The organism is Pseudomonas sp. S2_F03, assembly GCF_054668335.1.
This window is the reverse complement of record NZ_CP162759.1, coordinates 6,140,398-6,167,098: the sequence shown is the minus strand read 5'-3', so window position 1 is coordinate 6,167,098 and position 26,701 is coordinate 6,140,398. Positions and strand designations below refer to the sequence as shown.

At 57.4% G+C, this 26,701-nt stretch carries 20 protein-coding genes and 4 pseudogenes; 15 read left to right on the top strand and 9 right to left on the bottom strand.

Translation table 11 applies throughout. From position 1 onward, the window contains the following. Nucleotides 1-13: 13 nt before the first annotated feature. The 4 genes and pseudogenes from AB4N76_RS29005 to AB4N76_RS28990 all read right to left on the bottom strand — a co-directional run bounded on the left by AB4N76_RS29005 (nucleotide 14) and on the right by AB4N76_RS28990 (nucleotide 4,401). Nucleotides 14-1,561, bottom strand: a complete 1,548-nt coding sequence (locus AB4N76_RS29005; protein ID WP_046027163.1) for an amino acid ABC transporter permease/ATP-binding protein — start codon at nucleotides 1,559-1,561, stop codon at nucleotides 14-16. Nucleotides 1,562-1,625: 64 nt separating this feature from the next. After that, nucleotides 1,626-2,419: pseudogene (locus tag AB4N76_RS29000) on the bottom strand (ABC transporter substrate-binding protein). 45 nt (nucleotides 2,420-2,464) lie between these two features. After that, nucleotides 2,465-3,535: an isopenicillin N synthase family dioxygenase gene (locus AB4N76_RS28995; protein WP_077430138.1), complete on the bottom strand. Its 1,071-nt coding sequence runs from the start codon at nucleotides 3,533-3,535 to the stop codon at nucleotides 2,465-2,467. A 14-nt stretch (nucleotides 3,536-3,549) separates the two neighbouring features. After that, nucleotides 3,550-4,401, bottom strand: coding sequence for a sugar phosphate isomerase/epimerase family protein (locus tag AB4N76_RS28990; protein ID WP_460163896.1), 852 nt, complete (start codon nucleotides 4,399-4,401; stop codon nucleotides 3,550-3,552). Nucleotides 4,402-4,874: 473 nt separating this feature from the next. Between AB4N76_RS28990 and AB4N76_RS28985 the strand changes: the two genes are divergently transcribed. Together AB4N76_RS28985 and AB4N76_RS28980 are read left to right on the top strand one after the other, a co-directional pair. Further along, nucleotides 4,875-5,483, top strand: a complete 609-nt coding sequence (locus tag AB4N76_RS28985; protein ID WP_460163895.1) for an eCIS core domain-containing protein — start codon at nucleotides 4,875-4,877, stop codon at nucleotides 5,481-5,483. A 131-nt stretch (nucleotides 5,484-5,614) separates the two neighbouring features. After that, nucleotides 5,615-6,310, top strand: a complete 696-nt coding sequence (locus tag AB4N76_RS28980; RefSeq protein WP_046027168.1) for a tRNA (adenine(22)-N(1))-methyltransferase — start codon at nucleotides 5,615-5,617, stop codon at nucleotides 6,308-6,310. Nucleotides 6,311-6,337: 27 nt separating this feature from the next. On the opposite strand, the gene AB4N76_RS28975 is transcribed toward AB4N76_RS28980, so the two are convergent. Further along, nucleotides 6,338-6,760, bottom strand: a complete 423-nt coding sequence (locus AB4N76_RS28975) for an MAPEG family protein (RefSeq protein WP_460163894.1) — start codon at nucleotides 6,758-6,760, stop codon at nucleotides 6,338-6,340. A 77-nt stretch (nucleotides 6,761-6,837) separates the two neighbouring features. Then, nucleotides 6,838-7,791, bottom strand: coding sequence for a diiron oxygenase (locus AB4N76_RS28970; RefSeq protein WP_460163893.1), 954 nt, complete (start codon nucleotides 7,789-7,791; stop codon nucleotides 6,838-6,840). A 182-nt stretch (nucleotides 7,792-7,973) separates the two neighbouring features. On the opposite strand from AB4N76_RS28970, the gene AB4N76_RS28965 reads away from it, so the two are divergent. The 6 genes and pseudogenes from AB4N76_RS28965 (at nucleotide 7,974) to AB4N76_RS28940 (ending at nucleotide 12,410) form a co-directional block, all read left to right on the top strand. Then, complete coding sequence (locus AB4N76_RS28965) at nucleotides 7,974-8,942, top strand: AraC family transcriptional regulator (RefSeq protein WP_077430141.1); 969 nt, start codon at nucleotides 7,974-7,976, stop codon at nucleotides 8,940-8,942. A gap of 106 nt (nucleotides 8,943-9,048) precedes the next feature. After that, nucleotides 9,049-9,336, top strand: a complete 288-nt coding sequence (locus tag AB4N76_RS28960; RefSeq protein WP_139348050.1) for a hypothetical protein — start codon at nucleotides 9,049-9,051, stop codon at nucleotides 9,334-9,336. A 21-nt stretch (nucleotides 9,337-9,357) separates the two neighbouring features. Further along, nucleotides 9,358-9,828: an anti-virulence regulator CigR family protein gene (locus tag AB4N76_RS28955; RefSeq protein WP_460163892.1), complete on the top strand. Its 471-nt coding sequence runs from the start codon at nucleotides 9,358-9,360 to the stop codon at nucleotides 9,826-9,828. 173 nt (nucleotides 9,829-10,001) lie between these two features. Beyond that, complete coding sequence (locus AB4N76_RS28950) at nucleotides 10,002-10,511, top strand: hypothetical protein (protein ID WP_460164653.1); 510 nt, start codon at nucleotides 10,002-10,004, stop codon at nucleotides 10,509-10,511. A 460-nt stretch (nucleotides 10,512-10,971) separates the two neighbouring features. Beyond that, complete coding sequence (locus AB4N76_RS28945; RefSeq protein ID WP_046027176.1) at nucleotides 10,972-11,265, top strand: metal-sensing transcriptional repressor; 294 nt, start codon at nucleotides 10,972-10,974, stop codon at nucleotides 11,263-11,265. Nucleotides 11,266-11,272: 7 nt separating this feature from the next. Continuing rightward, nucleotides 11,273-12,410 (top strand): annotated as a pseudogene (locus AB4N76_RS28940) (nickel/cobalt efflux protein RcnA). A 98-nt stretch (nucleotides 12,411-12,508) separates the two neighbouring features. On the opposite strand, the gene chrA reads toward AB4N76_RS28940, so the two are convergent. Next, nucleotides 12,509-13,867, bottom strand: coding sequence for a chromate efflux transporter (chrA, locus tag AB4N76_RS28935; RefSeq protein WP_077430144.1), 1,359 nt, complete (start codon nucleotides 13,865-13,867; stop codon nucleotides 12,509-12,511). Nucleotides 13,868-14,117: 250 nt separating this feature from the next. On the opposite strand from chrA, the pseudogene AB4N76_RS28930 reads away from it, so the two are divergent. Beyond that, nucleotides 14,118-17,019: pseudogene (locus tag AB4N76_RS28930) on the top strand (sensor domain-containing phosphodiesterase). A gap of 9 nt (nucleotides 17,020-17,028) precedes the next feature. Here AB4N76_RS28930 and AB4N76_RS28925 read toward each other — a convergent pair. Then, entirely contained in the window at nucleotides 17,029-18,057 is a 1,029-nt protein-coding gene (locus AB4N76_RS28925) for a GlxA family transcriptional regulator (protein ID WP_256577114.1), read from the bottom strand. Between the two features lie 158 nt (nucleotides 18,058-18,215). On the opposite strand from AB4N76_RS28925, the gene AB4N76_RS28920 reads away from it, so the two are divergent. Next, the gene (locus tag AB4N76_RS28920; RefSeq protein WP_077430146.1) at nucleotides 18,216-19,007 is read left to right on the top strand and encodes a cysteine hydrolase family protein; all 792 of its coding nucleotides are present in this window, start codon (nucleotides 18,216-18,218) and stop codon (nucleotides 19,005-19,007) included. Nucleotides 19,008-19,241: 234 nt separating this feature from the next. After that, a pseudogene (locus tag AB4N76_RS28915) lies at nucleotides 19,242-20,077 on the top strand (alpha/beta fold hydrolase). An 81-nt stretch (nucleotides 20,078-20,158) separates the two neighbouring features. On the opposite strand, the gene AB4N76_RS28910 reads toward AB4N76_RS28915, so the two are convergent. Next, nucleotides 20,159-20,719 (bottom strand): lipid-binding SYLF domain-containing protein, encoded by a 561-nt coding sequence (locus AB4N76_RS28910; protein ID WP_460163891.1) that lies wholly within the window; start codon nucleotides 20,717-20,719, stop codon nucleotides 20,159-20,161. Nucleotides 20,720-21,106: 387 nt separating this feature from the next. Here AB4N76_RS28910 and AB4N76_RS28905 point away from each other — a divergent pair, with 387 nt between their 5' ends. The 4 genes from AB4N76_RS28905 to AB4N76_RS28890 all read left to right on the top strand — a co-directional run bounded on the left by AB4N76_RS28905 (nucleotide 21,107) and on the right by AB4N76_RS28890 (nucleotide 26,692). Then, a complete protein-coding gene (locus tag AB4N76_RS28905; protein WP_258665695.1) occupies nucleotides 21,107-22,276 on the top strand; it encodes an EAL domain-containing response regulator in 1,170 nt (389 codons plus the stop codon). A gap of 136 nt (nucleotides 22,277-22,412) precedes the next feature. Continuing rightward, on the top strand, nucleotides 22,413-23,039 hold the full coding sequence (locus tag AB4N76_RS28900; protein WP_046027186.1) for a response regulator transcription factor: 627 nt from the start codon (nucleotides 22,413-22,415) through the stop codon (nucleotides 23,037-23,039). Beyond that, nucleotides 23,040-24,041, top strand: coding sequence for a transporter substrate-binding domain-containing protein (locus AB4N76_RS28895; protein WP_460163890.1), 1,002 nt, complete (start codon nucleotides 23,040-23,042; stop codon nucleotides 24,039-24,041). A 158-nt stretch (nucleotides 24,042-24,199) separates the two neighbouring features. After that, the gene (locus AB4N76_RS28890) at nucleotides 24,200-26,692 is read left to right on the top strand and encodes an ATP-binding protein (protein WP_460163889.1); all 2,493 of its coding nucleotides are present in this window, start codon (nucleotides 24,200-24,202) and stop codon (nucleotides 26,690-26,692) included. Nucleotides 26,693-26,701 lie beyond the last annotated feature (9 nt).

Here is a 26,701-nt window from a genome sequence, read left to right as displayed (position 1 = left end):
AAGGGGGGCCTATTCATGCATGATCCACGGTTGCAGACAGGTTTGGCGATTGGGCATCGATGCCCATGAAGCGTCGCACTCTCTCTCCTTCGGCATCGCGTCGTATGGTTTCAGGTGCGGCATCCAGTTGGATATTGCCGTTCTCCATGAACACGACCCGGTCAGAGATCGACATCGCAAAGTCCATTTCGTGGGTCACGATCAACATGGTCATGCCTTCTTTGGCCAGGTCGCGGATCACGTTCAACACGTCGTTGACCAGTTCCGGGTCGAGGGCCGAGGTCGGCTCGTCGAACAGCATGATCTGCGGCTCCATCGCCAGGGCCCGGGCGATCGCCACGCGCTGTTGCTGGCCGCCGGAGAGCTGGTGCGGGTACTTGTGGGCGTGGGCCAGCAGGCCGACTTTGTCCAGCAGCGCATAAGCGCGATGTTCACTCAGCTCGCCCGGTTGGCCGTGGTAACGCGGCGCCAGTGTGACGTTATCGAGAATGGTGCGGTGCGGGAACAGGTTGAAGTTCTGGAACACCATGCCGATTTGCCGCACGCCTTTGCGCAGACGAGAACTGTTGGGTTTGTCCGACGCTTCGATGAATGTTTCGCCGAACAACTGAATGTCGCCCGTATCGATGGTTTCCAGGCCGTTGACCGTGCGGATCAGTGACGTTTTGCCGGAACCGGATGGGCCGATGATCGAGACCACCTGGCCGTATTCGACATTCAGGTCGATGCCCAGCAGCACTTTGTGCGTGCCGTAGCTCTTCTGGATGTTCTTGAGTTGCAGGATTGGGGTGGCGTTGTTGCCGGCGGCTTTGCGCGCAATGTCCGGTAGCGCTTCGGCGCTGGCCTTGAACTTGGCGATGGTGGCCGCGTCGAGCGTGTGCGGCTTGCGGAAGTTCAGGTCCAGGTAGCGCTCCAGGCGCTGCAGGAAAAAGCCGAACACGGTGACGATCAGCACGTAGTAGACGCCTACCGCCGCCAGGGTTTCCATGACCAGGAAGTTAGTGGCATAGAGGCGTTGGCCGACCGTGAGAATTTCGGTCAGGGAGATGACCGAGACCAGCGACGTCAGCTTGACCACCGTGATGTATTCATTGATCAAGGTGGGCAGCGAAATACGAAATGCCTGGGGGATCACGATCAAGCGCTGCATACCGAACAGGCCGACACCCAGTGCGCGCCCGGCTTCCCTCTGGCCCTTGGCCACGGAAATCAGACCACCACGATGGATTTCCGCCATGTACGCCGCTTCGGTGACCACCAGGGCCAACAGTCCGGAGTAGAAGGGGTTGGACAGAATCGGGCCGCTGCCGGGAAATAATTGCGGCAAGTTGTAGACGAAGACCACCAGCACCAGCAACGGGATGCTGCGGAAGAACCAGATATAGACCGCTGCGGGAATACGCAGGAAGGGCGATTGGGAGAGCTTGGCCGTGGCCAGGAGAAAGCCCAGCAGCATGCCAATGAACCAGGCCAGGGCACTGAGCTGGACGACCGTGATACAGGCATTCCAGAAGTCTGGCAGGGAGAACAGCGAGAAGAAATACGACCAATCAAATTGCATAGGGCACCTCGATCTGCCGCCTCCATGCAGGGGCGGCAGATGACCAGACTACAGGGACGCGTTCTTAGTGGGCAGTCGGTTCTTCCAAGGCATATTTCTTAAGAATAGCGGCATATTCACCGCTCTTTTTGGTCTCCTCAAAGGCCTTTTGCACGGCCTGGAACGTTTCGTCATTACCTTTCTTGACGAAGATACCCAGGGTTTGCTGATAGATCGGGTGGTCGGTGGTGATCACCACGCGGCCATTGGTCTTTTCCGCGATCAATTTTGCGGCGCCGGCGATTTCAACCTGGGCCTGAATATTCTTGGACAACAGGGCCTGGGTCACTTCGGGGCCGAAGGGTACTCGCTGACGGTGATAGCGCCTTTGTTGTTCGGCACGCAGTACTCATCGGACAGCTTCCTGAATTCCTTGACCCAAGTAGTGCCTTGTTCCAGACCCAGTTTCAAGCCGCACAGGTCTTCAGGTTTCTTTGCATTGATCTCGCTGCCCTGGGGCACCATGACCGAGGCCCCGGTGTTGGCATAGGCGATGGTCTGGGCCTGAGTCTGGCGCTCCGGTGTGATGTACATGCCGGAAATGACCGCGTCGTACTTGGCGGAGTTCAAGCCCAGGATCAGGCTCGGGAACTTGGTGTCGACGAACTCCACCTTGGCGTTCATGTGTTTGGCCAGGGCTGTAGCCAGTTCGGGGTCGGAACCCACCACGTTTTTGTCCTTGTCGTAGGACTCGAAAGGAGGGTAGGTGATTTCCATGCCGACCTTGAACGTGTCAGTCGCGGCCATGCTCACCGAGGCACCGAACATACCGGCTGCCAATATGGCCATGCTCAACAGGGCTTTGTTATTTTTTTTCATTATTTACTGCTCCGGCGTAGGTAAGGGGTTAGCTGAAAACTTCAATCAGGACGGTTGAACCTGATTTTTCAAATGTCCAAAACTGGCGGGCTTGCGTGCCTTACCTGGCAGTTGAACTTCCCCATTGGCCACCCTCTGGCGCAGATATTGATACGTCTGCAGCGCCTGGCCATACATGTGTTCGCCGATCGTGATTTCTTCGTAGTCGTTACCGGCCTGGGCGAACCCGGGCAGCGGTTTGATCTGGGTGTGGTAGTCGCAGGCATAGAACAGGGGAAAGGAATAGCGCTCCTCCCTCACGCTGCGCACCCGGTGCGCGGTTGCGACGAAGGCGCCTGCTGTCATCACCTCCAACATGTCGCCGATGTTGACCACAAAGGCATCGGCCATCGGTGGTGCATCGATCCATTGGCCAAGATTGTTCATCACCTCAAGGCCTGGTTTGTCGGCCAGGAGAATGGTGAAGCACTCGTAATCAGTATGAGCGCCAAGACCCGGTGCATCATGGGCCGCACCGTCGAAGGGGTAGTGGATCAGGCGCAGCTTGGACGGCGGACGGGTGACCAGGCTGTCGAAATAGTTTTCTTCCAGGCCCAGGGTCAGGGCGAAGCCACCGAACAGGCGCCGGCCCAAGGCGAAGATCGCTTCGTAGTAGGCCTGCACCGACGCCTTGAAACCGGGCAACTGCGGCCAGTCGTTAGGTCCAAGCAATGGGGTGTTGGCCAGCACCAGCGGGTCATCGGCGGGGACTTCGAAGCCGACGTCGAAGGCTTCCTTGTGGTCCGGCTTGCCTTTGGAATAGACCTCTTCGCCTTCGGGCACAAAACCTTTGTGGGTTTGCGAGGTGCCGATGTAGTGCCGCATCTTGGTGTCGATGGGCTGGGCGAAAAAGTCCTTGGCAGCCTTGCGCAGATTGGCGATCAGTTGCGGGTCGATACCGTGGTCGGTGATATAGAGGAACCCGACCTCGCTGGCAGCGCGCCCCAATTGTTCGGCCACGGCCAGGCGGTGTTCCAGTTCAACACTGAACAGACCGGCGATGCTGACCACCGGGATGCTGTTGAAGTTGGCTTTGAGTGTGTCAGTACTGGCGCTGTTATTTTTATTGTCAGGCATGACGCATGGGCTCCCTAAGGATGGTTTGAGTGGTGGAAACGCTCGAAGTGTTCGCGCTCGGTCTGGCCCATCCACACGTTCAATGACCACAGGTCGGCGACCGGGACATTGGTGAAGGGCAAATGATGCAGGTAGCCATCGGCGCCGAATTCCGGGGTCAGGGTGCTGACCTGATAACCACGGGCCTGTTGCGAGCGCCAGATGCTTTCCCAGTGCTGCTGATGGAAGGCCAGTTCTTTTGCATATTCGGGAGCCGCCGGGTGCGGAACCTGCGGGCCTTGGTCGTAACCGACCCGGGCCTGGATATGGTGAACGCGCTCGATGAAAGGGCTCAGGTCATCGGCCGGGTCATTCAACAGACGCTCGCAGGTCACGACCCAATGGCTGATGTCACTGGTGAACAACAGATCAGGCAGTTGCCGGATCAACTCCAGGGTCACCCAAGGGTTGAACAGCGAACGCGAGCGATGAGTTTCGAAACTGCAGACCTGGCCATGCTTGCGCGCCAGATCCAGCGCCTGTCCAAAGAACTCCACTTGTTGTGGCAAGGACCAGCGATCGTTGCCCGCCAGTACGTTGACGAAGCGTGGGCCGAGTTCGCCAGCCCAGGCGAGTTTCTGTTCGAGGTCATTGAGGTGTACGGCGGGCGTTGCCGACTGATCCGGCAGCACGTCGTAGGCGGTGAAGACGGTGCTGATATAGCCCAGGCGATTGGCCTTTAGAAAGGCGCCAAACTCAGCCCGCTCACGGGCGTCCAGTGGCAGTCGCGCTTCTATGCCATCAAAGCCTGCTTGCAGCAGCTCTTCAAGCGCCTGAGCCTTGCTGGCGGTGTAACCCCACAGCGTGCGAAAAATTTCCAGCTTCATCGGTGATCCTCAAAAATCCAGGGCCTACTGCAAAAGCACGTCGACGCACCAAGCTGTTGAACAATGCCAAGGCTGGTTCGCTGTGGAGCCGATGTTAGGCACAGGCTGAGCGGCGAAAGAATCTGAAAGTTCAAATCAATACTTCAGAGAATTGATAACAAATAGCCAGCTATCTATATCAATTTCCACGGGGGATTTCTGGGCAAGCAGGTGTCTACGCTAACGATTAGCGAGGGATGCCATTGTTACGGCATCATTTTGAAGAGTCCCAAGCGACGATGGGCAGGCGAGGAAAAATCCGTGATAAATCAGGCAGATCGAATATTTTCAAACTTGGCGGCGGCGGCGGGTGGTGCCGTGCTGCCCACCCTGAAAAAAGCATCTCGGGCATAGGGCACCTGGTTCAGGACTACGCTAACGCTGTGCGGGTCGTCGATCAAACGACCCACTTGCGTCCGTCCATGGAGCGCCCAATGCCGCCCATCACCACGCGCCTGGTGGCGCTGTTAGCGCTTTGCCTGACACTTGAAGTCCCAGCCCAGACCAGCGGCTGTCCATCCGGCGAGAAACCCGTGTGCCTGGACAGCTGCGTTTGCTTGCCAGACCTGGGACTGATGGCTGATGGCATTTACCAGATGGCGGCACCTGCCCTGGCGTTGTGGCTGACCCAAGCCCGCGCTGAAGCAGATATCGCCGGCACCCAACCGATTCCACCGCACATCCGGGAGCAACTGCTGCGCTGGTACGACCCCAGTGTCCTTGATACCGCGCGCTACAAAGTCAGCGATAACAGCCAAATGAACGCAGCCACTGCCATGCTGCAAAACCCCGATGTCGGTGCCGTGACGCTGATCGACATCATCCTGTTCCGCGACGCTCAAACCGCAGAACAGGACCTCGCGCTCTGGGCGCACGAACTAAAGCACGTGCAGCAGTATCAGGAATGGGGAGTAGAAGGGTTTGCCCAGCGGTATACACATGACTTCAATGCGGTGGAAGCGCCGGCTTATGCCATACAGGCTGAGGTCAGGCGGGCATTGCGGGAAGGGCTGATTGAAGGGCATCACCAGCGTTTGCGCTGATACGCGAACAGCGGGTACGGGGCGAACCATGACCCCGGTCGCATAAATTTGAAATGTACGGCGTTGCTCGCCAGAATCGCGCCCCAAGCCGGCCAACGTTGTCGGACGTTCGCGGTGAAAAGGGGCTGTAGTTGAACGAACAGACATTGTCCAAGCGCCTGGAGCGCGTCGCGGCGCAGGTGCCAGTCGGTGCGCGCCTGGCCGATATCGGCTCGGATCACGGCTACCTGCCGGTGGCATTGATGCGCCGTGGCGCCATCGTAGCGGCGGTCGCCGGCGAGGTGGCATTGACGCCGTTTCGTGCGGCCGAACGCACTGTGCGCGAAAACGGCCTGGATCAGCGGATCACCGTGCGCCTGGCCAATGGCCTGGCGGCGATCGAGCCGGGTGACGGGATCACGGCGATCAGCCTCTGCGGCATGGGTGGCGAGACCATCCGCGACATCCTCGACAGCGGCAAATCACATCTGAGCGGCCAGGAACGCCTGATCCTGCAACCCAACGGCGGCGAGCAGCCACTGCGCCAATGGCTGATGGAAAATGGCTACCGTATCCTCCACGAGGAAGTGCTGCGGGAAAACCGCTTCGACTACGAAATTATCGTCGCGGAGCGGGCAGGGCCGGTGAAGTACACCGCCGAGGAACTGTACTTCGGTCCGTTACAGATGCAGGCACGCAGCCCGGCGTTCCTGCTCAAGTGGCAGCGCATGCTGCGCCTGAAGCAGCGCACGCTGACCCACTTCACCCGGGCGCGGCAGGCTGTGCCCGAGGAGAAGGTGCAGGAAATCGCCCGGCAGACTCGCTGGATCACCGAACTGTTGGCCTGAGCTGGATACATTCCACGACGTGAGCACTCATACGGCGTAGCAAACAGCTATACCAATGAGCGCAAGAAAACAGATCAACTGAATGCAAAAGAAGGTAAACCGAACGGCCACGAACCGGTCGGTTTGCACATGGGAGACGTGAACCAGAGACTGGCACACCCGAGCCACCAGCACGAGTATGGACAAGTCGTTCACTGCGGGGCCGCTGACACCCAAGGCTGAAACCACGAACACGATGGCGCCAAAGACCGGCAGGTTTTCCACGCAGTTGGCGTGTGCTCTTGTCCCGCGCCGATACCAGTCCTCGCCTTCGAGTTGATCGCTGCGAAAAGAGGCAATCGCAACCTTCGAGAACAGGATGGCGACCCAGCGATACACCCCGACGGTTGCCATCAATAGCAGCAACGTCCAGGTCGCAAATCCAAGCAACATCCACTGGGGGATCGTCATGGCGGCCATCCTCGATCAATTGTTTTCAGCACGTCATTGCCCAGCTGCGCGGCCAGTGGTCGGTCGCGCGCTGTCGATCAATGGCTCATGATGGGGGCCAGTGCGGCCTGGATCCTGGACAGTTGCGCTGGCGTTGTCATGCGCGTCAGCAGCCGGCCAAAGTGGGGATGCTGCACGCCCGAGATGATGTATTGCCAGCGGTAGGCGCCCAGCATGCAGGCGTTGATTTGCGCTGTTTCATCGACGCTGAACGGGCGTGAAACGTTTCGAATGAAGTAGTCGGCATCGGCAACCGATTGCGCCTGCAGGATGCCGTCGACAGCCGCCACCAGCGCAATCAGATCGTTAACGGCCTGATCGCGCTCGGCTGGCGAGAGTTTCGCGTGCTCTGCCTTCCACTCCAGTTCATCCAGTACGACGTGCCGGCTCTCATCCATCCAGTGAAACTTGAAGACATCCTTGAATAACGGGCACAACTCCTCGCGCGGGGCGATGCTTTGCGAGTAGTGCGTTTGCACAAACAGCTCGATATGACAGGTCAACGCCAGCACCGACCAGGTACTGGCCGCCAGTACTGCGCGGGCCACATCGTTTGGGTCGGCAACCTGACGATAGCCCGCAGGCAATTGCGCACTCATCATCGTTTCCATGCGCCGGAACAGTTCCTGGTGCTTGATCTCGTCGTTGGAAAAACGCACCAGCGCTTCAAGTGCCAGTTGATCGTCAAAGACATGGGCGCGACCTTGATCGAGCATTTTGGCGCTGATAAACCGTTCGACCAGACCAAAGATATACGCGTAGGTTCGGCCATGAACCTGACTGAGCCGGCGCGCTTCATCCTCGGTGAGAAAGGTCAGCCGGTCGATCCGTGAGAGTCCGTCGGGCAAGAATTTGCGCGAGAAGTCGAAGCTCCGGTCCTGCAGCAAATCACGATCGATCTGCCATTCCGCTTTCTTCGATGATCTGACAAGTTGAGCATAACGGGCGGCGTTGCTCGATTCCGCGTTGAGTAGGGTCGCGACGGTGTTCATTTCGATCTCCTGCTTATGGGCAGCTACGGTTGACGTCGGAACCAATGACCATGGGTGAAGCCTCTGGGGCCAGTCTCGATCGCCGGGTCCGCGTTGGTGCTAATCTAGGCCTCGCCGTTCCGGCGATGAATGACCAGTGCGCCGGATTACTTGCTCCGGACTCCGGAGAGGAGGGCTGGCGAGTGCTGGATGCGCTTTCTGATGTCTTGCGTGTGATTCGGCTGTCTGGAGGGGTGTTCCTCGAGGCGGAGTTCACTGCGCCCTGGTGCATCGGCGGAAAAATCTCGGCCGACGATTGCAAACCGTTCCTGGCGGCACCTCGACATATCATTGCGTCGCACTTTGTCGCCGCGGGGCACATGCAATTGCGGATCGACGGGGAGCCCGCCATCGATGTGCAAGCAGGCGAGCTCATTCTGCTTCCTCGTAACGACACTCATACGTTTGGCAGCGATCTGAGCATTGCGCCGATGTCTGCGGGTGAGGTCATTCAACCGCCAGAAGTCGGCGGCATTGCACGAATCAAGCACGGCGGGGGCGGAGAGGTCACGCAACTATTGTGTGGCTTCCTCGGGTCTGAAACGCCCTTCAGTCCGTTGCTTTCATCGCTGCCATCCTTATTGAAACTAGACGTACGCGCGACGGCTTCGGGCGCCTGGATTGAGAGCTCATTTCGTTTCGCTGTCAGCGAGATCGCAGCGGGGCGCGTCGGCTCGACAGCGGTTATCGCCAAGCTCTCCGAATTGTTATTCGTCGAAGCCGTCAGCCAGCATGTCGCCAGCCTCCCGGCCGAGCGGCGCGGGTGGCTGGCGGGGTTACGAGACCCCCACATCGGGCGGGCACTCGCGTTGCTCCATGCTCGTCCAACCGAGGGCTGGACGGCAGAAGCACTGGCGCTTGAAGTGGGCATGTCGCGCTCGGCATTCGCCGAGCGATTTACGGCATTGGTCGGACAACCGCCCATGCAGTACCTGACGCTCTGGCGTATGCACGTGGCGGCGCAACAGTTGCGCGAAGGCCGCGGGAATGTGGCGCAAATCGGCTTTGCCGTGGGCTACGAATCCGAAGCCGCGTTCAGTCGCGCGTTCAAACGCCAGTTCGGCACATCACCTGGCACCTGGCGCAGACAATCGGGTGCATCGACCGGTTGAATCCACAGCCCCGTCGACGAGCCGCTTCAATAGGGACTGCTATAGTCAGCCAGACCGGCTCAAATCGGCAGTCGCTGGTAAAAACAAACTACTCAGGAGTTTCGTCATGCGAATCGTAGTGGCCTCTGTATGCACACTTCTGTTATCCCTGGCGTTACCTGCGTTGTCCTTTGCCGGTTCAAATTGCGGTGATTCGGGCAGTGCAAGCGACGCGAGAAACTGCGTAAAAAACAACAACGATCAAAAAGGGAAAGGTAATTGCAACAACAATGGCAATTGCGATAAAGCCAAGGACAAGGCCAAAAACAAAGCTGATGATGATCACTCGGTCAGTTGCATGGAAATCAATAACCTTGTGCTGCGCCGCGAGTGTCTTGATAGACGTAGAAATTGATCCACGTTGAAGGAACCTTCCATGTTCAGATTTCGCTCATTGATTGCAACTGTTGCCTGTTGTGCGCTGGTCTCCGGCTCCGCTACGGCATGGGCCGATCCTGGTAACGGGAAAGGCCAGGGAAACGCAAAGGGAAATCCTCAAAACACCCAAGACCATGGCAACCAAAAAGGTCATGGAAACAAAGGCAACAATTCCGGGGGCAGCGATTGGGACAATGGTCCAAGCATTAATCGCAGCAGCATTCTCGGGATTGTTGGCGGTTATCCGGACTACTGGAGCCCTGGGCCCGCGTTGCCACCGGGCATTCAAAAAAACCTGGCGAGAGGCAAACCACTTCCTCCGGGCATCGCCAAAAAACTCGATGGCCGGCTGATCGGTAGACTGCCGCACTATGAGGGGTACGAATGGCAGCAAGTGGGCACGGACTTGATACTGGTCGCGCTGGCAACGGGGCTGATTTATGAAGTCTTGAATGGTGCTTTTGATTAAAGCTTGAGCAGTAAGCGCTGTTGGCATGACCTTGCCAGTATTCGTTTTAGCGCGCCTTCTGGCGCGCACGCCTGTTTGGCCAGTACACCGTGCATCCCGTCTGTCGCAAGACTTGAACTGCCAAGGGGATAACGCGTCATAAAGTGCGCGATATCAACCTTATGGAAGCAATCATGCTTTTAAAAAACAAGAGTCTTGTTGCTGTAATGTCATGCGCCATGATGCTTGCAGCCGCCCCGTTACTCCCTGCTGACCTGTCCATGATGAACTCCGCCTATGCGAAAGACGGTGGTGGTGGTGGTGGTGGTGGTGGTGGTGGTGGTAATGGCGGTGGTCACGGCGGTGGAAATGGTAGTGGAAACGGTGGTGGCCATGGCGGCGGTGTTGGGAGCGGTCACAGCGGTTCAGATCACGCCGGCAACTCCAACAGTAATGGCCACGGCAATGGACTGAGCAGCGATCATGCCGGCAGGTCTGTTCGCGACCATGGCATAAGCGGGAACCACTATGGCAATGATCGCAATGGTGATCGCGCTCATGGTTCAACCACTTCAGGTATCGCCCACTCCAAAGATACTCGCGGTGTTGCTAAAGCCACCGCTGTTTCGAGAGCCACCCCTGGGGATCACAACGCCAAAGGATTGAGTAACGCTGCGACGTCGGGATCGAAACATTCGTTTTGAGTCAGTGGCTGGTGAGCGCTCAAGATACTGTTGACTGAGCGATCGACAGGTTCAGCTCACACCTGACTTTGCACGAGCGTCCTGCAGAGAAAACACGCGACACCTTTCGACTTTCTCAAAGGTGTCGTGATTTGAACCAGAGGGCCGGTCCAGACGACCCTCTATCGGCTGTGGATTTCACCGATTGAATCCACACCCCAAAGCCGCCATACAGAAGCCGAAACTGATCTGTTTTTTACGGCGGCCTTCACAATCCACATCACACGTTCGATTGCAGCGAGCCAATAGCGGCAGCCGCGGTGGAATTTCTGCGCGCCCAATCCCAGGGCCGGAAAGTCCCCGTGCTTACAGGGCAAAGTGTTTATGTTTTGGCACGCTTCGAGGGCGTTGATGCGTTTGACGGTATCCCCCAGGGGGGATAGGATGCCGCCATAATTCATTGAGGCCAGAGGCTCAAGTCATGAGTGAGCACGGACACAACCATTCCCACACCCACCAAAGTCATGAAGCGATTGTCAAACGCCTCAAGCGCGCGGATGGCCATCTACGCGGCATCATCACCATGATCGAAGAGGGCCGTGATTGCGTGGACATCGCTCAGCAACTGCATGCGGTAGAAAAAGCGGTGTGCCAAGCCAAGCGCACGCTCATCCAGGATCATATTGATCACTGTCTGGAAGACACCGTCTCGGCGTTGAACAATGGCGAGCGCGCACCACTGGACGCGTTCAAACAAATCACCAAGTACCTCTAGGCCAGACATGCCCAACTTCGCTGAACTGCTGCAACAGGGTGGGACTCACGCCTGGCTGTACTTCCCGAGCGCAATTTTACTTGGGGCCTTGCATGGCCTGGAACCGGGTCATTCAAAAACCATGATGGCGGCCTTCATCGTGGCCATTCGTGGCTCGGTCAAACAGGCGGTTTTGTTGGGTTTGGCCGCGACGCTGTCGCACACGGCAGTGGTGTGGCTGGTCGCCATCGGGGGCATGTATTTGGGTAAAGGCCTGGATGCTCAAACCACGGAGCCTTACTTCCAGCTGGCGTCCTCGGTATTGATCATCGTGATTGCGCTGTGGATGCTGTGGCGCACCTGGCGCGGTGAACAAATGTTCAAGTTCGAGCAAGGTGACAATCATCACCACGGCGAACATGGCCATGGCCATCATGATGAGACCCACCGCATCGACACTGGCCATGGCCGAATCGAACTGTCGATCTTTGAAGAAGGCATGCCACCGCATTGGCGCCTGAAGGCATTGAGCGGTCATGCCTGGAGTGCCTCAGATGTTCGCCTGATGACGACCCGTCCGGACGGCAGCACTCAATCGTTCTCTTTCGTGGAGCGCGAGGGTTTCCTGGAGTCGGCCGCCGATATCCCGGAGCCGCATGAGTTCAGTGCTCGCTTGAGTCTTGGGCATGCGGGCCACTCCCCATGATTACGATCTCGAGTATCAGGAACATAGTCACGGGCACGGGCATTCGGAACTGGAAGGTCTGGAGTTGTCGATTGATGGCTATCAGGACGCACACGAACGAGCGCACGCCAATGATATCCGCAAACGCTTCACCCACCGCGAGGTCACCACGGGGCAGATCGTCATGTTCGGTCTGACTGGCGGTCTGATTCCATGTCCTGCGGCGATTACCGTCTTGCTGCTCTGTCTTCAGGTTAAAGAGGTCGCGCTAGGGGGCATGCTGGTTCTGTGCTTCAGCATCGGCCTGGCGATCACTTTGGTGACGGTGGGCGCTGCTGCGGCCATTGGCGCTAAGCAAGCGTCCAATCGCTGGCCATGGCTGGGCGCCGTTGCTCGTCGCGCGCCATACCTGTCCAGCGTGTTGATCATCGGTGTTGGTCTATACGTGGGCTTTCATGGCTGGATCGGCCTGAATGCGTAAATAGGCCATCTCAGGCGATGCTGCCTGCATGGCTCATTAGGCGAGGATGATCTGGCGGGCTCGAAGCCCGCCAGACAGGGTCAAGCCGTTCAAACTCTCTAGCGCAGCAAATGCACTGCCAAACCGGCAAGCGCGCAGGCCATCAACACCTGAATGACACCGCGTTTGAAGCGGAACAAGGCCACCGCCGCCGCAATGGCGATCAGTGCAGACGGCCAGTCCAGGTTGCCGCTGAAGCCCTTCGGCCAAAGCACGTGATAGCCGAAGAAACACGCCAGATTGAGGATCACTCCAACCACCGCCGCCGTAATGGCGGTGAGCGGTGCCGTGAACTTGAGTTCGTTGTGAGTCGACTCTACCAGCGGGCCGCCCGCGAGGATGAACAAGAACGAAGGCAGGAAGGTGAACCATGTCACCAGGGACGCCGCGACAGCGCCAGCCAGAAACACCTGATCAGCTCCGAAGACTTGCGAGACATAGGCGCCGACAAACCCCACGAAAGCCACCACCATGATCAGTGGTCCAGGCGTGGTTTCCCCCAGCGCCAGGCCGTCGATCATCTGAGTCGGGGTTAGCCAGCCATAGTGACCGACCGCGCCTTGGTAGACATAAGGCAGCACCGCGTAGGCGCCACCAAAGGTCAGCAAGGCGGCTTTGGTAAAGAACCAGCTCATCTGGGTCAAGGTGCCTCCCCAACCAAAGAGAGCGGTCAAAATCCCCATCGGCAACGCCCATAACGCCGCGCCGATGAGTGCGAGGGAGGCGAGTCTCAACCCGCTGAATCGGGCATGCTCAGGGGGCGGCGTGTCGTCATCGATCAAGGCCGGGCCAAAGGACTTTTTGGTGGCGCTGTGGCCCCCGACCCTGAATTTCTCGGGTGCCAGGCGTCCGCCGACATAACCGACCAATGCCGCGCCCAGTACGATCAACGGGAATGGAACATTGAAGGCGAAGATCGCCGTAAATGAGGCCGCAGCAATCACCCACAGCCAATTGTTCTTCAGCGCCCGAGTGCCGATCCTGTGTGCCGCCTGCACGACAATCGCTGTCACCGCAGGCTTGATTCCATAGAAGAGTCCGGCGACCACGGGTACTTCACCGAAGGCGATGTACATCCACGACAGGGCGATCAGAATGAACAGCGAGGGCAGCACAAACAGTGCACCCGCAATGACGCCGCCCCATGTTCGATGCATCAACCAGCCGATATAAGTCGCTAGCTGCTGAGCTTCCGGCCCCGGGAGCAACATGCAGTAGTTGAGGGCATGCAGAAATCTGCGCTCGGATATCCAGCGCCGTCGTTCTACCAGCTCCTGGTGCATGATCGAAATTTGTCCCGCAGGCCCGCCGAAGCTTATGAACCCCAGCTTCAGCCAGAACCAGAACGCCTCACGCAGACTGATCGCTTGCGGCCTGGACAGCTCCTCGTCAACGGCCAACGCGCGAGCCTTGCTCATAAATGTGTTCCTCTTGTTTTTTGAAAGACTCGCAACGGATCTCGCGCCATTCCGGGCGACCTCGCACATCAGTGTAGAAACGTTGTTCTGGACAACCTGTAGCAAATAACTCGCTGTCCGTCCCATAGTTGGCATTAAAGCGAATAAAACTATTGAAAAAAACTTCTATTAGCTTTAAACGAGAAGCTCACCGGCACATTGCCAGTAATCAGCATGTGAGTTTCGCCAGTTTTTGGCTCAGGGAGCACTGATGAGTTTTCGTCCATTGACCGACTCCCCGCGGCAATCGACCGATTGCGACGCTGTCGCACCTCAACTGAATGAGCAACCGGATACTGTCGGCATGACCTGTGCTGACAATGAAGACACGATCGCCCAATTATTGGACTCAGCTCGTCACTGGGCCCACACCACCTCGTGGGGGGTTTACCGCGCCGGTGAACAAATGCATTTGGTCGGGCAGGGCGACCCTCGGGTGCAATGGCCATCAAGCATTGCAAACGAAGCGTTTGAAGCCTTTTGCCTGACCATGGGCTTGCACCGCTGGCCGACCGGTAAAGGCGAAAGTGTGCTGGGCTGGCTACTCGCGCCAGTCGATGATGCCGCGCAGCCGGCGCTCGCCGAGTTTGCCCGGCGCCTGGGGATTCAGGTACAGACCAATACCCTTGCCCGTGCGCAGATTACTCAGCGCGTACTGTATGAAATTACCTACCTGGCCAGTTCGACCCGCGACCGGTCGGTGTTTCTGGTGGGGGTTCACCGGCTGCTGGCCAGCCTGATCGACGCCGAGAACTTCTATCTCGCGCTGTATGACCCGCACAGCGGCAAGATTGACTATCCGTATTACGTCGACATCATCGACGTTGATGCCCTGGAGTCCGAAAACTACGAATACCTGGACCCTTCGCACTTGTCGCTGACCGGCCAGGTGTTGACCTCCGGCCAGCCGTTGCTGATCGACGCCGCCGGCATTCTCGCGGCTCAGGCCGAGGGCCGATTCTACTGCGTGGGTGATCGTCCAGAGTTCTGGATGGGCGCACCGTTGAAAAATGCTTCGGATGACGTGTTTGGCATGCTTGCCATGCAGGTCTACGACGTTTCTCGTACCTACAGCGCTGAAGACCGGGCGCTGTTCCTGGTGGTAGCCCGCCACGTGGCCATGGCGCTGGACCGGATCCTCCACCGAGAGGACCTGGAAGCGACGGTGATGCGCCGCACCCTGGAGCTGTCGGCACTCAACGATGCCTTGAGGCAGGAAGTGGCGGACCGCGAGCGTGCCGAACATCTGCAGAGCGCGCTGTTCCAGATTGCTGAACTGTCGAGCCAGCCCGGCGACATGGCTGAGCTGTTTCAAACGTTGCATGGCATCGTCGGTGATCTGCTGTTCGCGCAAAACTTCTACATCGCGCTGTTCGACGACGCGACCACTGAAGTGACCTTTCCCTATTATGTCGATGAGCGACAGACGACCCGCCCGGCGGCCCGGCGTGGGCGCCGGGGGCTTGACCGAGTACGTGATCCGTCAGCGTCGACCTTGCCTGATTGATGCCGGCGAGGCCGAACGATTGGCTGCGTGCGGTGAAATAGAACTCGCCGATGAGTATGTCCGGTCCTATTCCTGGCTAGGCATCCCCTTGTTTGATGGCGATGCAGTGCGCGGCGTGCTGGCGGTGCAAAGCTATACCTCGCAGGTCTGGTACACCCTGCGCGACCAGGAACTGCTGACGTTCGTGTCGCGCCACATTGACACCGCGTTGTCACGACGCACAGCCGCCGAAGCGATCCATGCCGCCAACCTCAAGCTCGAAGCCCGGGTACAGAACCGCACCCGCGAGCTCGATCACGCCAACGCCAAATTGCAACACGAAAACTCCCACGATGCGCTGACCGGCCTGCCGAATCGCACCTACCTGCAACAGCGCCTCGGTCTGGCCTGGTCGCAGTTCGGCAGCGAAGGCGGGCACCTGGCGGTGATGTTCATCGACCTCGACCGTTTCAAGATGGTCAACGACAGCCTCGGCCACCATTTCGGCGACCTGCTGTTGATGCAGGCCGCCCAGCGGTTACGCGGTTGCCTGCGCGAAACCGACATGCTGGCTCGCCTGGGGGGCGATGAGTTTTCGGTGCTGGCTCCCGCAGCGCCGCTGGAGGTGGTGATCGAAATCGCCGAACGGATCCTGGTGGCGTTTGACCTGCCGTTTTTCATCAATGGCCATGAAGTTTTTTCGTCGTGCAGTATTGGCATTGTCAGTGCCGACGGCCAATTCCATCACGAGCCGGCCGACCTGCTGCGCGACGCCGATGCGGCGATGTACCGGGTCAAAAGCGCCGGGCGCGACAGCTACGCAGTGTTCAACCAGGAAGTGCGCCGTGAAGTCTCGGACCAGGTTGAGCGGGAAGGGGCCTTGCGCAATGCGCTCAAACGTACAGACGAGCTGCTGCCGTATTTCCAGCCGATTGTCAGCGTCGAAACCGGCGAACTGTTGGCCCTTGAAGCGCTGATCCGCTGGCATCAGCCGGGCGGCCGGGTGATCGCACCGGGCGAGTTTTTGCCGGATGTCGAGGGGTTGCGCCTGATCGGTCGACTGGACCTGTACATGCTCACCAGCATTGCAGTAATCCTCGCACAGCCCGAGCACGCCAATTGGCCTGCGGTGCACGTCAATTGCTCCAGCTACAGCATGACGCGCCCGGAATTTGCCAGTGAAGTGCTTGCCCTGTTGGCCCGGTGCGGGGTCGCGCCGTCGCGGATCTGCCTGGAGTTGACCGAAGGTGCGCTGGTGGCTGAGCCGGCCATTGCCCGACTGACCATGCAGCAACTGGCCGACAACGGCATGTCGGTGGTGCTCGATGACTTCGGTGCAGGGTTTTCATCCCTGAGCTATGTGCATCAATACCGTTTCAGCGGCCTGAAGATCGACAAGTCGTTCATCCTCGAACTGACCACCAGTGCTCGCAGTCGCGCCATCGTGCGGGCGATTGTGCGAATGGCCGAATCGCTGGACCTGAGTGTGGTGGCCGAAGGTGTCGAGGACAAAGCGACCCTGGACTTGCTGCGCGAAATCGGCGCTGAGCAGGCCCAGGGTTACTACTTTGCCAAGCCGATGGGGTTGGAGGCGTTGTTGGCGAGTTCGCTGCTTGATCAACGCTGAGCGCCTCGCTTACGCCGACGTTTGATCCTCCTTTCTCCCAGCCCCGCCAGTATCTTTGGACTGTCGGGCACTGCGCCGCAGTTCTTGCGGCGTGCGCCCTACGACGCGCACGAAACTGCGCAGCATGTGATCGGCATCGCCGAAGCCGAAGCACCTGGCGATCTCCTCGAAGGTTTGGTGTCCGTCCTCGACCAGTGGCCGCGCTGACTCGATACGCAGGCGCTCGATCGCTTTCGCCGGAGTCACTCCGATAGCCGCTGCGAATACGCGACCAAACTGGCGCACGCTCATATGGGCGACGTCGGCCAGTCGTTCAACGGATAGATCGTCACGCAGATGATCGCGCGCGTAGCTCAGCACCGTGCGGATGCGATCCGAGCCCGGGTCGAAATCCAGCAGCGAAGAGAACTGGTATTGACCCCCCGGTCGCCGGTAGTAAACCACCAGCATGCGCGCGACGGAATGCGACACCTCTTTGCCCAGGTCTTGTTCGATCATGGCCAGGGCCATGTCGATGCCCGCCGACATGCCGGCGGACGTCCAGACATTCCCGTCTTCGGTCCAGATTCGATCGCCGTCCACGCGCAGCAACGGATAGCGTGCTTGCAATTGCGGCGCATAGTTCCAATGCGTGGTCGCGACGCGACCGTCGAGCAGGCCGCTCTCGGCGAGCAGGAAGGCGCCGGTACAGACACTGGCCGTGCGGCGAGAGCGCGGGGACATGTCCCGTATCGCAGCCGCCATCGGCATCATCCGGTCATCGATTGGGGCAGTTGGCGCGCCGACGATGATGAGCGTGTCGAGGCGCTCGACAACCTGCATGGTTTCAGTCGCCACTTGCAGTCCGCTCGACGCGTGGATCAACCCGCCCTCCAGTGACGCGACCGTGAATCGATAGCTCGAAGGGCGCGCGCGATTGGCGTTGGTGAAGGCTTCGAGCGGGCCGCTCAGATCCAGCAATACGAAGCCTGGGTAGACCAGGAAACACATGTGACGCTGCATGAACGGAACGCCCAAAGTCTGAATGGGGGAAGCCATAGTACGCGCGTGCTGTCTGGAAGGTCACGAAGGAGTAGCGAGCCCATCCACCTCATGCAAGGTGGCTGCGCGTGTCGGCCGAAATCCAGGGATAAATGTCCATTTCGTGCCGTCTTCTCGCCGTACCGTAAATGCACCCCACCCTTGAGGACGTGCAAATGACCTTCAACAGAACTCCCCCCGGAAAAATGATCGCCTGCGCCACCTTGCTCGCGGCGTTCCTGATTGCACCGGGCATTGGCGCCGCCGCCGAGGACCCGTATGCCGACCCGGTCAAACCCGCGCTCCCAGCCTCCACCTTTGAGTGGGATTCCAGCCGAACCGCGCTAGTCGTGATCGACCCGCAGATCGATTTCATGAGCCCAGAGGGCGCGGGCTGGTCAGTCTTCGGTCAGAGCGTTACCGAGCAAAATCTGGTTCCGCATCTGAGCAAGCTGTTCACGGCGTTCAAAAAGGCCGGAGCGACGGTCGCCATCTCGCCGCACTACTACTATCCCCACGATCATAAATGGGAGTTTGAGGCGCCAGCGGAGACCGTTCAGCACAAGCTGGGGCTCTTCGATCGCAAGGGCGCCTTGACGCTTGATGGCTTCCGTAACTCGGGCGCCGACTTCATGCAGGAGTTCAAACCCTTCATTGAAGACGGTAAGACCATCGTCGCCTCACCGCACAAGTTGTATGGCCCTCAAAGCAACGATCTGATGCTGCAACTGCGTAAGAAACGGATCGACAAAATCGTCCTCGTGGGCATGGCCTCCAACCTGTGCGTCGAATCGCACCTTCGCGAGTTCCTGGAGCGTGGCTTCGAAGTGGTTGTCGTCCGCGACGCCGTCGCCGGTCCGAAGCTGCCTGACGGCGATGGATACGGTAGCGCGCTGGTCAACTTCCGCTACATCGCCAATGACGTGATGACGACCGACGAAGTGGTGAAAAAACTCGAAGGGCAGTGATCCAGGGTATGTGCCATCTCCTGACCAGAGACGGGGGCCTTGTGGCTCCCGTCTCTGCTGACTGACGCGGAGTACCAAATGAGCAATAACAAAAACAATGGGCCTGCTAGCCCGGACCGGCGAGATTTTATCGTTCTTGGCTTGAGTGCCGCCGCACTGGCGGCGTTTTCTTCGGCGCCTTGCCTTGCAATTTCGTCCGTCAACTCTCCTGACATCAACAGTGGAAGCATGATCATGAGCAAAGTGACTACCCAAGATGGCGTTGACATTTTCTACAAGGATTGGGGGCCGAAGAACGCCCAGCCCATCGTGTTTCACCATGGGTGGCCGCTCAGCAGTGATGATTGGGACAGTCAGGCGCTGTTCTTCGTTGGCTTGGGTTATCGCGTCATCGCACATGATCGGCGCGGCCACGGCAGGTCCTCTCAAGTGAGCGGTGGCCACGATATGGACCACTACGCTGCAGACGTCGCGGCGTTGGTTCAGAACCTGGATCTACGCAACGCTGTGCATATCGGTCACTCGACCGGAGGCGGGGAGGCGACGCGCTATGTCGCCAGGTATGGCCAGGTGCAGAAACGCGTGGCCAAACTGATTTTGATTGGTGCGGTACCGCCTGTCATGGTCAAACCCCGACCAACCCAGGCGGTCTTCCCATCGGGGTGTTCGATGACATGCGCAAGCAACTGGCAGCCAACAGGTCTCAGTTCTATCTGGATGTCGCCAGTGGCCCGTTCTACGGTTTCAACCGCCCGGGTGCCGCTGTTTCGCCGGGCATGATCCAGAACTGGTGGCGCCAAGGCATGGCCGGCGCGGCAAATGCCCATTACGAGTGCATCAAGGCCTTCTCTGAAACCGACTTCACGGATGACCTGCGGGCGATCACCGTGCCAACCTTGGTCATGCACGGTGACGACGACCAGATCGTTCCCATTGCTGACTCGGCGCTGCTGTCGAGCAAACTGCTGAAAAATGGGTCGCTGAAGGTGTATGAGAAGTTTCCCCACGGGATGTGCTCGACGCACGCCGATGTGGTCAATCAAGAGCTGCTGAAGTTCATTCGCGGCTGATCAGGGCAAGCCATGGTCCTGCTGCTCGCAGGGCCATGGCTGACCGCATTGTTCGCCCGATGTCCAACCAAACAACGGGATTTAACGTTTTATCAAGGAAATCTTGGTTCCTTCAATACTGACGCCAGCCATCAAGCCTTGCTGGTCGATGATGAACGCGTACGCGTCATCTTTGAGCGTCGAGCTGGAAAGGTTTTTCGCAACCCCTTCATCAACCACCACTACCGTGGGTCCTACACCGATTTCCCAACCTTTGGTTTCAGCGACATATTTCACCGCTTTGTCGGTCATCAGAAACAGCACGTAGCCATACGACTGGGCGCCAGCCTGTAGCCCCCATGACCCACTGACAGAGTTGTAATAGTTATCTACTTTCGTGCCCTTCATTAACACGCCTTCGCCATAGCTGCCGCCGAAGACAAGGCCTGCCTTGATGATTTTCGGGAAGACCAAAATCGCCTTGGCCTTGTGCGAGAGGGTTTCGGCAGCGGGAGTTGATTTGTAGAGAAGTTGCAACGCTTGCCGAGAGTCGGCATTCAGGTCCTCGGCGGTGGCCGCACCGGCAGTGTTCAGGAGACTCGCCGATGCCAATGAGGCTGCCGCGAGGAAGAGCGATAGGAAGAACCGCATTGATTGAGTCATTTGCGTACTCCGATAAGGGAGCATTGGACGCGAGCAGCAATCAGCGCCTGCCTCAGACAGGAACCGAAACCACTGGAGTATCCGGCGCACCCTGAAATGTGTGGATTGCAAGCATCGCTCTTGAGTTCAGGGGACAAGGCCACTGATCGGTTGCGATGCCATCACTTGTTGTGACCACTGTGTCAGTGCAGGGTTCGCTGTCAGATTTGCTACTGGCCGATATTGACCTAGGCAACCTCCGATACTCTGCGCATGCTTGGCCGACACCTTGGGAAATTCCCTACAAGAAAGAGGGCTGTTTCCTACGGCGAGTGCTCTCTTTTTTAACCAGTATTCAGCGCTGATCAAGACTGGAAGAGTGACCGAACAAACATGAAATACCCGAGGGTGCTGGTACTGGATGACTACGCATTTACGCGCAACATCCATGTGATGATGCTCCGGCGCCTGGGCGTAACAGATATCCTTCAAGCGACGGATGTCAGGCAGGCATTGCTCGAGTTAGAGGCCTCAGGTGGAGTTGACATCGTATTGTGTGACTTGGCTGGCAGAGACCTTAATCATCTGGAGTTTCTCCAGCAGGCGGCGAGAACAGGAATGGTCCGGGCCGTAGCGCTCTGCGGCACCTTGCAGCCAACCGTGAGCCGGGCACTTGAGAGAACGGCGCTTTTAGTCGGCCTTGAGCTGCTGGGGATAATGAGCCAACCCATGCAGATGCGCCCCTTGCATCGGATAATCCAGCAATACCGGCAACGCTGGGGGGTATCGAAGGTAGAGCCCGAAATAGCGAAACTAATACCTAGCGCCTACGATATTCGCAGGGGATTGGCGCAAGGTGAGTTTCAGGTCTGGTATCAACCCAAACTCACTTTGCGCGAAGACACCTTTACTGGCGTCGAGGCACTGGTCCGTTGGGATCACCCGACTCGGGGGTTGTTGTTGCCTCGCGACTTTCTGGCTGAAGTGTTGGCGCACAACCTGATTGGTGAAATGTTCGAGCACGTGCTGGAGCAGGGCCTGACTTTTCTAAGCGACATGCGCAAGCAAAACATGAATATCGAGATCGCTTTCAATCTGCATGCCTCGCAGATGGCCTCGGATGATTTGGCTGATGACATACAATGCGCGCTAAAGCGACATGAACTCTCAGGCTCGTCATTGATTTTCGAGGTGGCGGAAAGCGGTCTGCTTGATCTCGATCCCAAGGCGCGGGACAACTTGTTGCGCTTGCGTATGCTCGGATGTGGCCTGGCCATCGATGATTTTGGTTTGGGGGCTTCTTCACTGCAACTGCTCTGTCACCTGCCTTTCAGCCAGATAAAACTTGATAAGAAGTTTGTAAATGCACTCCATCATCCTTTCAGTAAAACCATGGTAACCAGCACTCTGGCGCTGGCTCAATCGCTGAATATGAGCCTGGTCATTGAAGGCATCGGCAGCAAATGGGTACGAGACTCATTAGTGCAAATGGGGTGTGAAGAAGGGCAGGGTTTTTTTCTGGGACGGCCGATGTGCGCCAAGGTTCTTCGGACCTGGCTGCGCCAAAGACCCCAGTAACAGATTTGTAACAGAAACTAATGATAGCCTTGCACCTGCCGATCAGAAGGATGTAATGAAACTGTCTGTTGGCTTGGAGGAGGGGTTAACATCATCAATTGCGCCGTGGTTATAGTGGGAGCCAACAAGGACTAACATGTTAAAAGTAATCGTTGTAGATGATCATCCTTTTATACGTTCGTCAGTCAAAATGCTTCTGGCGCATGAAGGTTTTGAAGTCGTCGCGGAAACTGATAATGGCGCCGATGCCGTTCAACTGGTCATTGCTCATGAGCCCGACCTGGTTGTGCTGGACATCACCATTCCGAAGCTTGACGGCCTGGAAGTTATTCGACGTATTCGAGCGTTGGAGGTCCGCACAAAGATTCTGGTATTGACTTCTTTGGCTGCAAAATTTTATTCCATGCGGTGCATGAGTGCCGGTGCGGCGGGCTACATCTCCAAAACCGATGGTCTTGATGAGCTGATCAGGGGTGTCAAAGTCATCATGTCCGGCTATAGCTATTTTCCGGATATACAAGCCCTTTCTGTTCGCCGCAGCGATGGAAGCGCAACCGATGAGGAGTTGATTAGTACGCTCTCGAACAGAGAGCTGGCGATTCTCAAACAACTGGCGAATGGGCTCAGCAATAAAGAAATTGGTGACATCATGCTCTTGAGTAACAAGACCGTCAGCACTTACAAGGCACGGTTGATCGAGAAGCTTAATGTCACGTCCGTTGTTTATCTGGCAGATTTTGCCAAACGCAACGATCTGCTTTAAATGGTGAAGTCTCTTTCATTCTGTCTGTCGCTGGTCGTGTTTGTAATCACGGCCAATTTCACCTCTCCAGTAGAAGCACAACCCAGCACGCTAAGCGTGTTGGGTCGTTCCAGTGTCAACGGTGCTTATCACGTAACACTCGACGGGAGAGATTGGCGTTGGTTGCGCTCAAAGGCCGTATTGGTATTGGGGGCCTCGGCTCCCGATTACGCGGCGTTCGATATGACGATCAATAATGATCAGATGGAAGGGATGACGGTTGACTATGCGCAGTTGATTGCCGAGCTCCTGGGGGTCAAGGTTGAGATTCGCCGGTATGACAGTCGCGGCGAAGTGCTGGACGCGGTCAGAAAAGGAGAAGTGGATTTTGTCGGAACGGCCAATGAGTTCGAGACGCAGTCTCCGAACATTGTGCTCAGCCATTCCTATTCCAACGACAAGCCCACATTGGTCACCCGCAAGGGCGACAGCAGTGATTTGCCGGCAGACCTGAACGGCAAGACCATTGCCATGCTTTACCACTACCTGTCGCCTGATTCCGTCCGCGCTTTTTACCCTAAAGCCACCTTGCAGCTTTATCCCTCCATGCTGGGTGCCATCGGTGCTGTAGCGTTTGGCCAGGCGGATGTTTATCTCGGTGATTCTGTTAGCGCCAATTACCTGATCAATAATAATTTTTTAAATAATGTCGAGTTAGCGGACTTCTCCCGCATGGAAGTTCGCGACTTCAGCTTTGCCATTAATAGCGCAAACCAACCCCTGATTCGTGTCGTCAATGCAGCCGTAGACGCGATTCCAGCGAGTGCGCACATGGAAATCATGAACCGTTGGGGGGCGGGCGGGGAGAGCATGCCAGGCAAGCGGCGTCTGAATTTCAGTAGCAGTGAGCAGCGATGGCTGGATGAGCACCCCAGTGTTCGGGTCAATGTCGTGGGGGTTATCCGCCTTTGTCATTTTTTAACAAGAATGGCGACTACGCAGGTATTGCCCATGATGTGTTGAGCAAAGTATCGCTGCGCACAGGGTTGAAATTTGATATTCGGGTAATGCCGTCGGTTGCTGCGATGGTGGAAAATGTTGGCAAAAATGATTCCGAAATTATAGCCGCGCTCACTCCGAGTTCGGAGCGCGAGCGTGCCTTGCATTTCACACGACCTTACTTGTCTTCGCCCTATGTGCTGATTGCCAAAGCGAACACCGACATTTCATTTGCGCCCGAAAAACTCGCTGGCAAACGCTTGGCGCTGGCTCGCAGTACGGGCATGCACGAATGGCTGGCGGCCAACTTTCCCAAGATCCTGCTCGTCGATGCTGACAACTCTGAACATGCTATGAGTCTGGTCCTGCATGGTGAAGCGGATGCAATGGTTGGTCCGCTGATCATCAGCAATTACACGGTAAATCATCATTTTGACGGGCAGTTACGAGTCGTCAGCACCATCGGTAACGACTTTGCGCGCATGGCCTTCGCGACAAGCCGCGGGGCATTGGAGCTCCATTCCATTCTCGACAAGGCGTTGCTGAGCATTCCACCCGAGGAAATGGATGAAGTAACGAATCGCTGGCGTAACGATGTGTTGATCGAAGACAGCTATTGGACGCGTAACAGAACGCTCTTCATCCAGGCTATTGGTGGCGTGTTGGTGTTGTTGGCGCTGGCGCTGATATGGATCGCCTATATGAAGGTGGCGTTGCGCAGGCGCGATGAGGCTGAGCGGGCACTCAACGAGCAACTGGAATTTATGCGGGTCTTGATTGATGGAGCACCCCATCCGATCTACATCCGGGACCGCAATGGGGTTTTGTTGATTTGTAATTCCAGTTACCTCAATGCCTTTAGGGTCGAGCGCGAGGATGTGGTTGGAAAGACCAAAGTGAAGTTGCTCTGCCCTGAGGACGCAAGGGGTTACGAGGAGGAGTTTCAGCGGATCATCAGCAGGGGCTCGCCGATGGTTCGAGACCGTGAAATAACGATGCTGGATGGCCGTAAACTGGAGATTTATCACTGGATGCTGCCTTATCGCGACAGTAATGGCGAAGTAGGTGGGGTGATTGCCGGATGGATTGACATCAGTGAACGCCAGGCACTTGTCGGGCAATTGCGTGAGGCGAAGGAGATCGCCGATGAGGCCAAGGAACATGCCGATGATGCCAATCGGGCCAAAAGTCTGTTTTTGGCGACGATGAGCCATGAAATCCGCACGCCTATGAATGCAATCATCGGCATGCTTGAGCTGGCGATGAAAAAGGCCGATCAAGGCGTAACGGACCGGTTTGCGATTGAAGTTGCGTCTGGCGCTGCTCGTGGCCTGCTGGATTTGATCGGCGATATTCTGGACATCGCCCGAATCGAGTCCGGGCGTTTGTCGCTGTCGCCAGAGAGGGCCAATTTGCGTGAGCTTCTGGAGTCGGTACTGCGGGTGTTCGAAGGTGTCGCCCGGCAAAAGCGTCTGAGCCTGCTACTGGATCTGGACTTCCAGATGCAGAGTGATGTGCTCATTGACCCTTTACGCTTCAAACAGATTGTTTCCAACCTGCTGAGTAACGCGATCAAGTTCACCCAGGACGGCCAGGTGCGATTGAGCATGCAGGCACGCCCCGCCAAAAATCCGCAGTTCATGGCCGTCGCCCTCGTCATTGAAGACACCGGTATCGGCATTTCGGAGGAGGATCAGCAGAGCTTGTTCAGCCCGTTTACCCAGGCAAGCAATAACACTCAATCCGGGCGCAGTGGTTCCGGGTTGGGGTTGGTGATCAGTCGGACGCTGTGCGAAATGATGGGTGGGCGTTTGCTCATGAGCAGCGTTTTCGGCAAGGGTACAAAGGTTGAAGTACTCATGAGTCTGCCAACGCTGGAACCACTGGCTGAACTGCCCGGGATGATGCCGCATGAAACTGCCGCGCAACATCAGGTGCTGAATGTGTTGGTGGTTGACGACTATCCTGCCAATCGACTTCTGGTGTCTCAGCAACTGAGCCACCTGGGACACCGGGTGAGTGATGCCGTAGACGGCAGGCTGGGTCTGCAAGCCTGGCGCAGTCAATGGTTCGATGTGGTGATCACCGACTGCAACATGCCGGTGATGAATGGCTATCAGTTGACTCAAGCCATTCGCGAAGAGGAACACACCAAAGGCCTCGCACCGTGTTTGATTCTGGGTTTTACCGCAAACGCCCAACAGGAAGAGCGGACCCGTTGCATCAAGGCGGGTATGGACGACTGCCTGTTCAAGCCTATCGGGCTGGAGGAATTGAAGTCGTGCCTGGATGCCGTAGTGCCTGTTGCACGCAGTGAGGTGGAGACCTCGATCCAGCGCAGCAACGAGATTGACCTGACCAGTGTCGAGCAACTGACCAGGGGAGACAAAGCGTCGATCAATAGCCTGATTGATGATCTGTCCACCGCGAACGAAGAAGACATGGCGCGGCTGATCAAGTTGTTTACCCAACACGACCTGAATGCATTGTCTGACCTGGCTCACCGAGTGAAGGGGGGCGCGCGAATCATCAGGGCGCAACGACTGATCGAGTGCTGTGAACGTCTTGAAGACGTTTGCAATGGCCGCGACACCTCTCAATTGGCTCAAGCGGTGGATGAGCTGCAACAAGAGATGGAGCAATTGGCCGAGAAGCTGAGCCTCTACGTGGCTTGAACGCAGAGG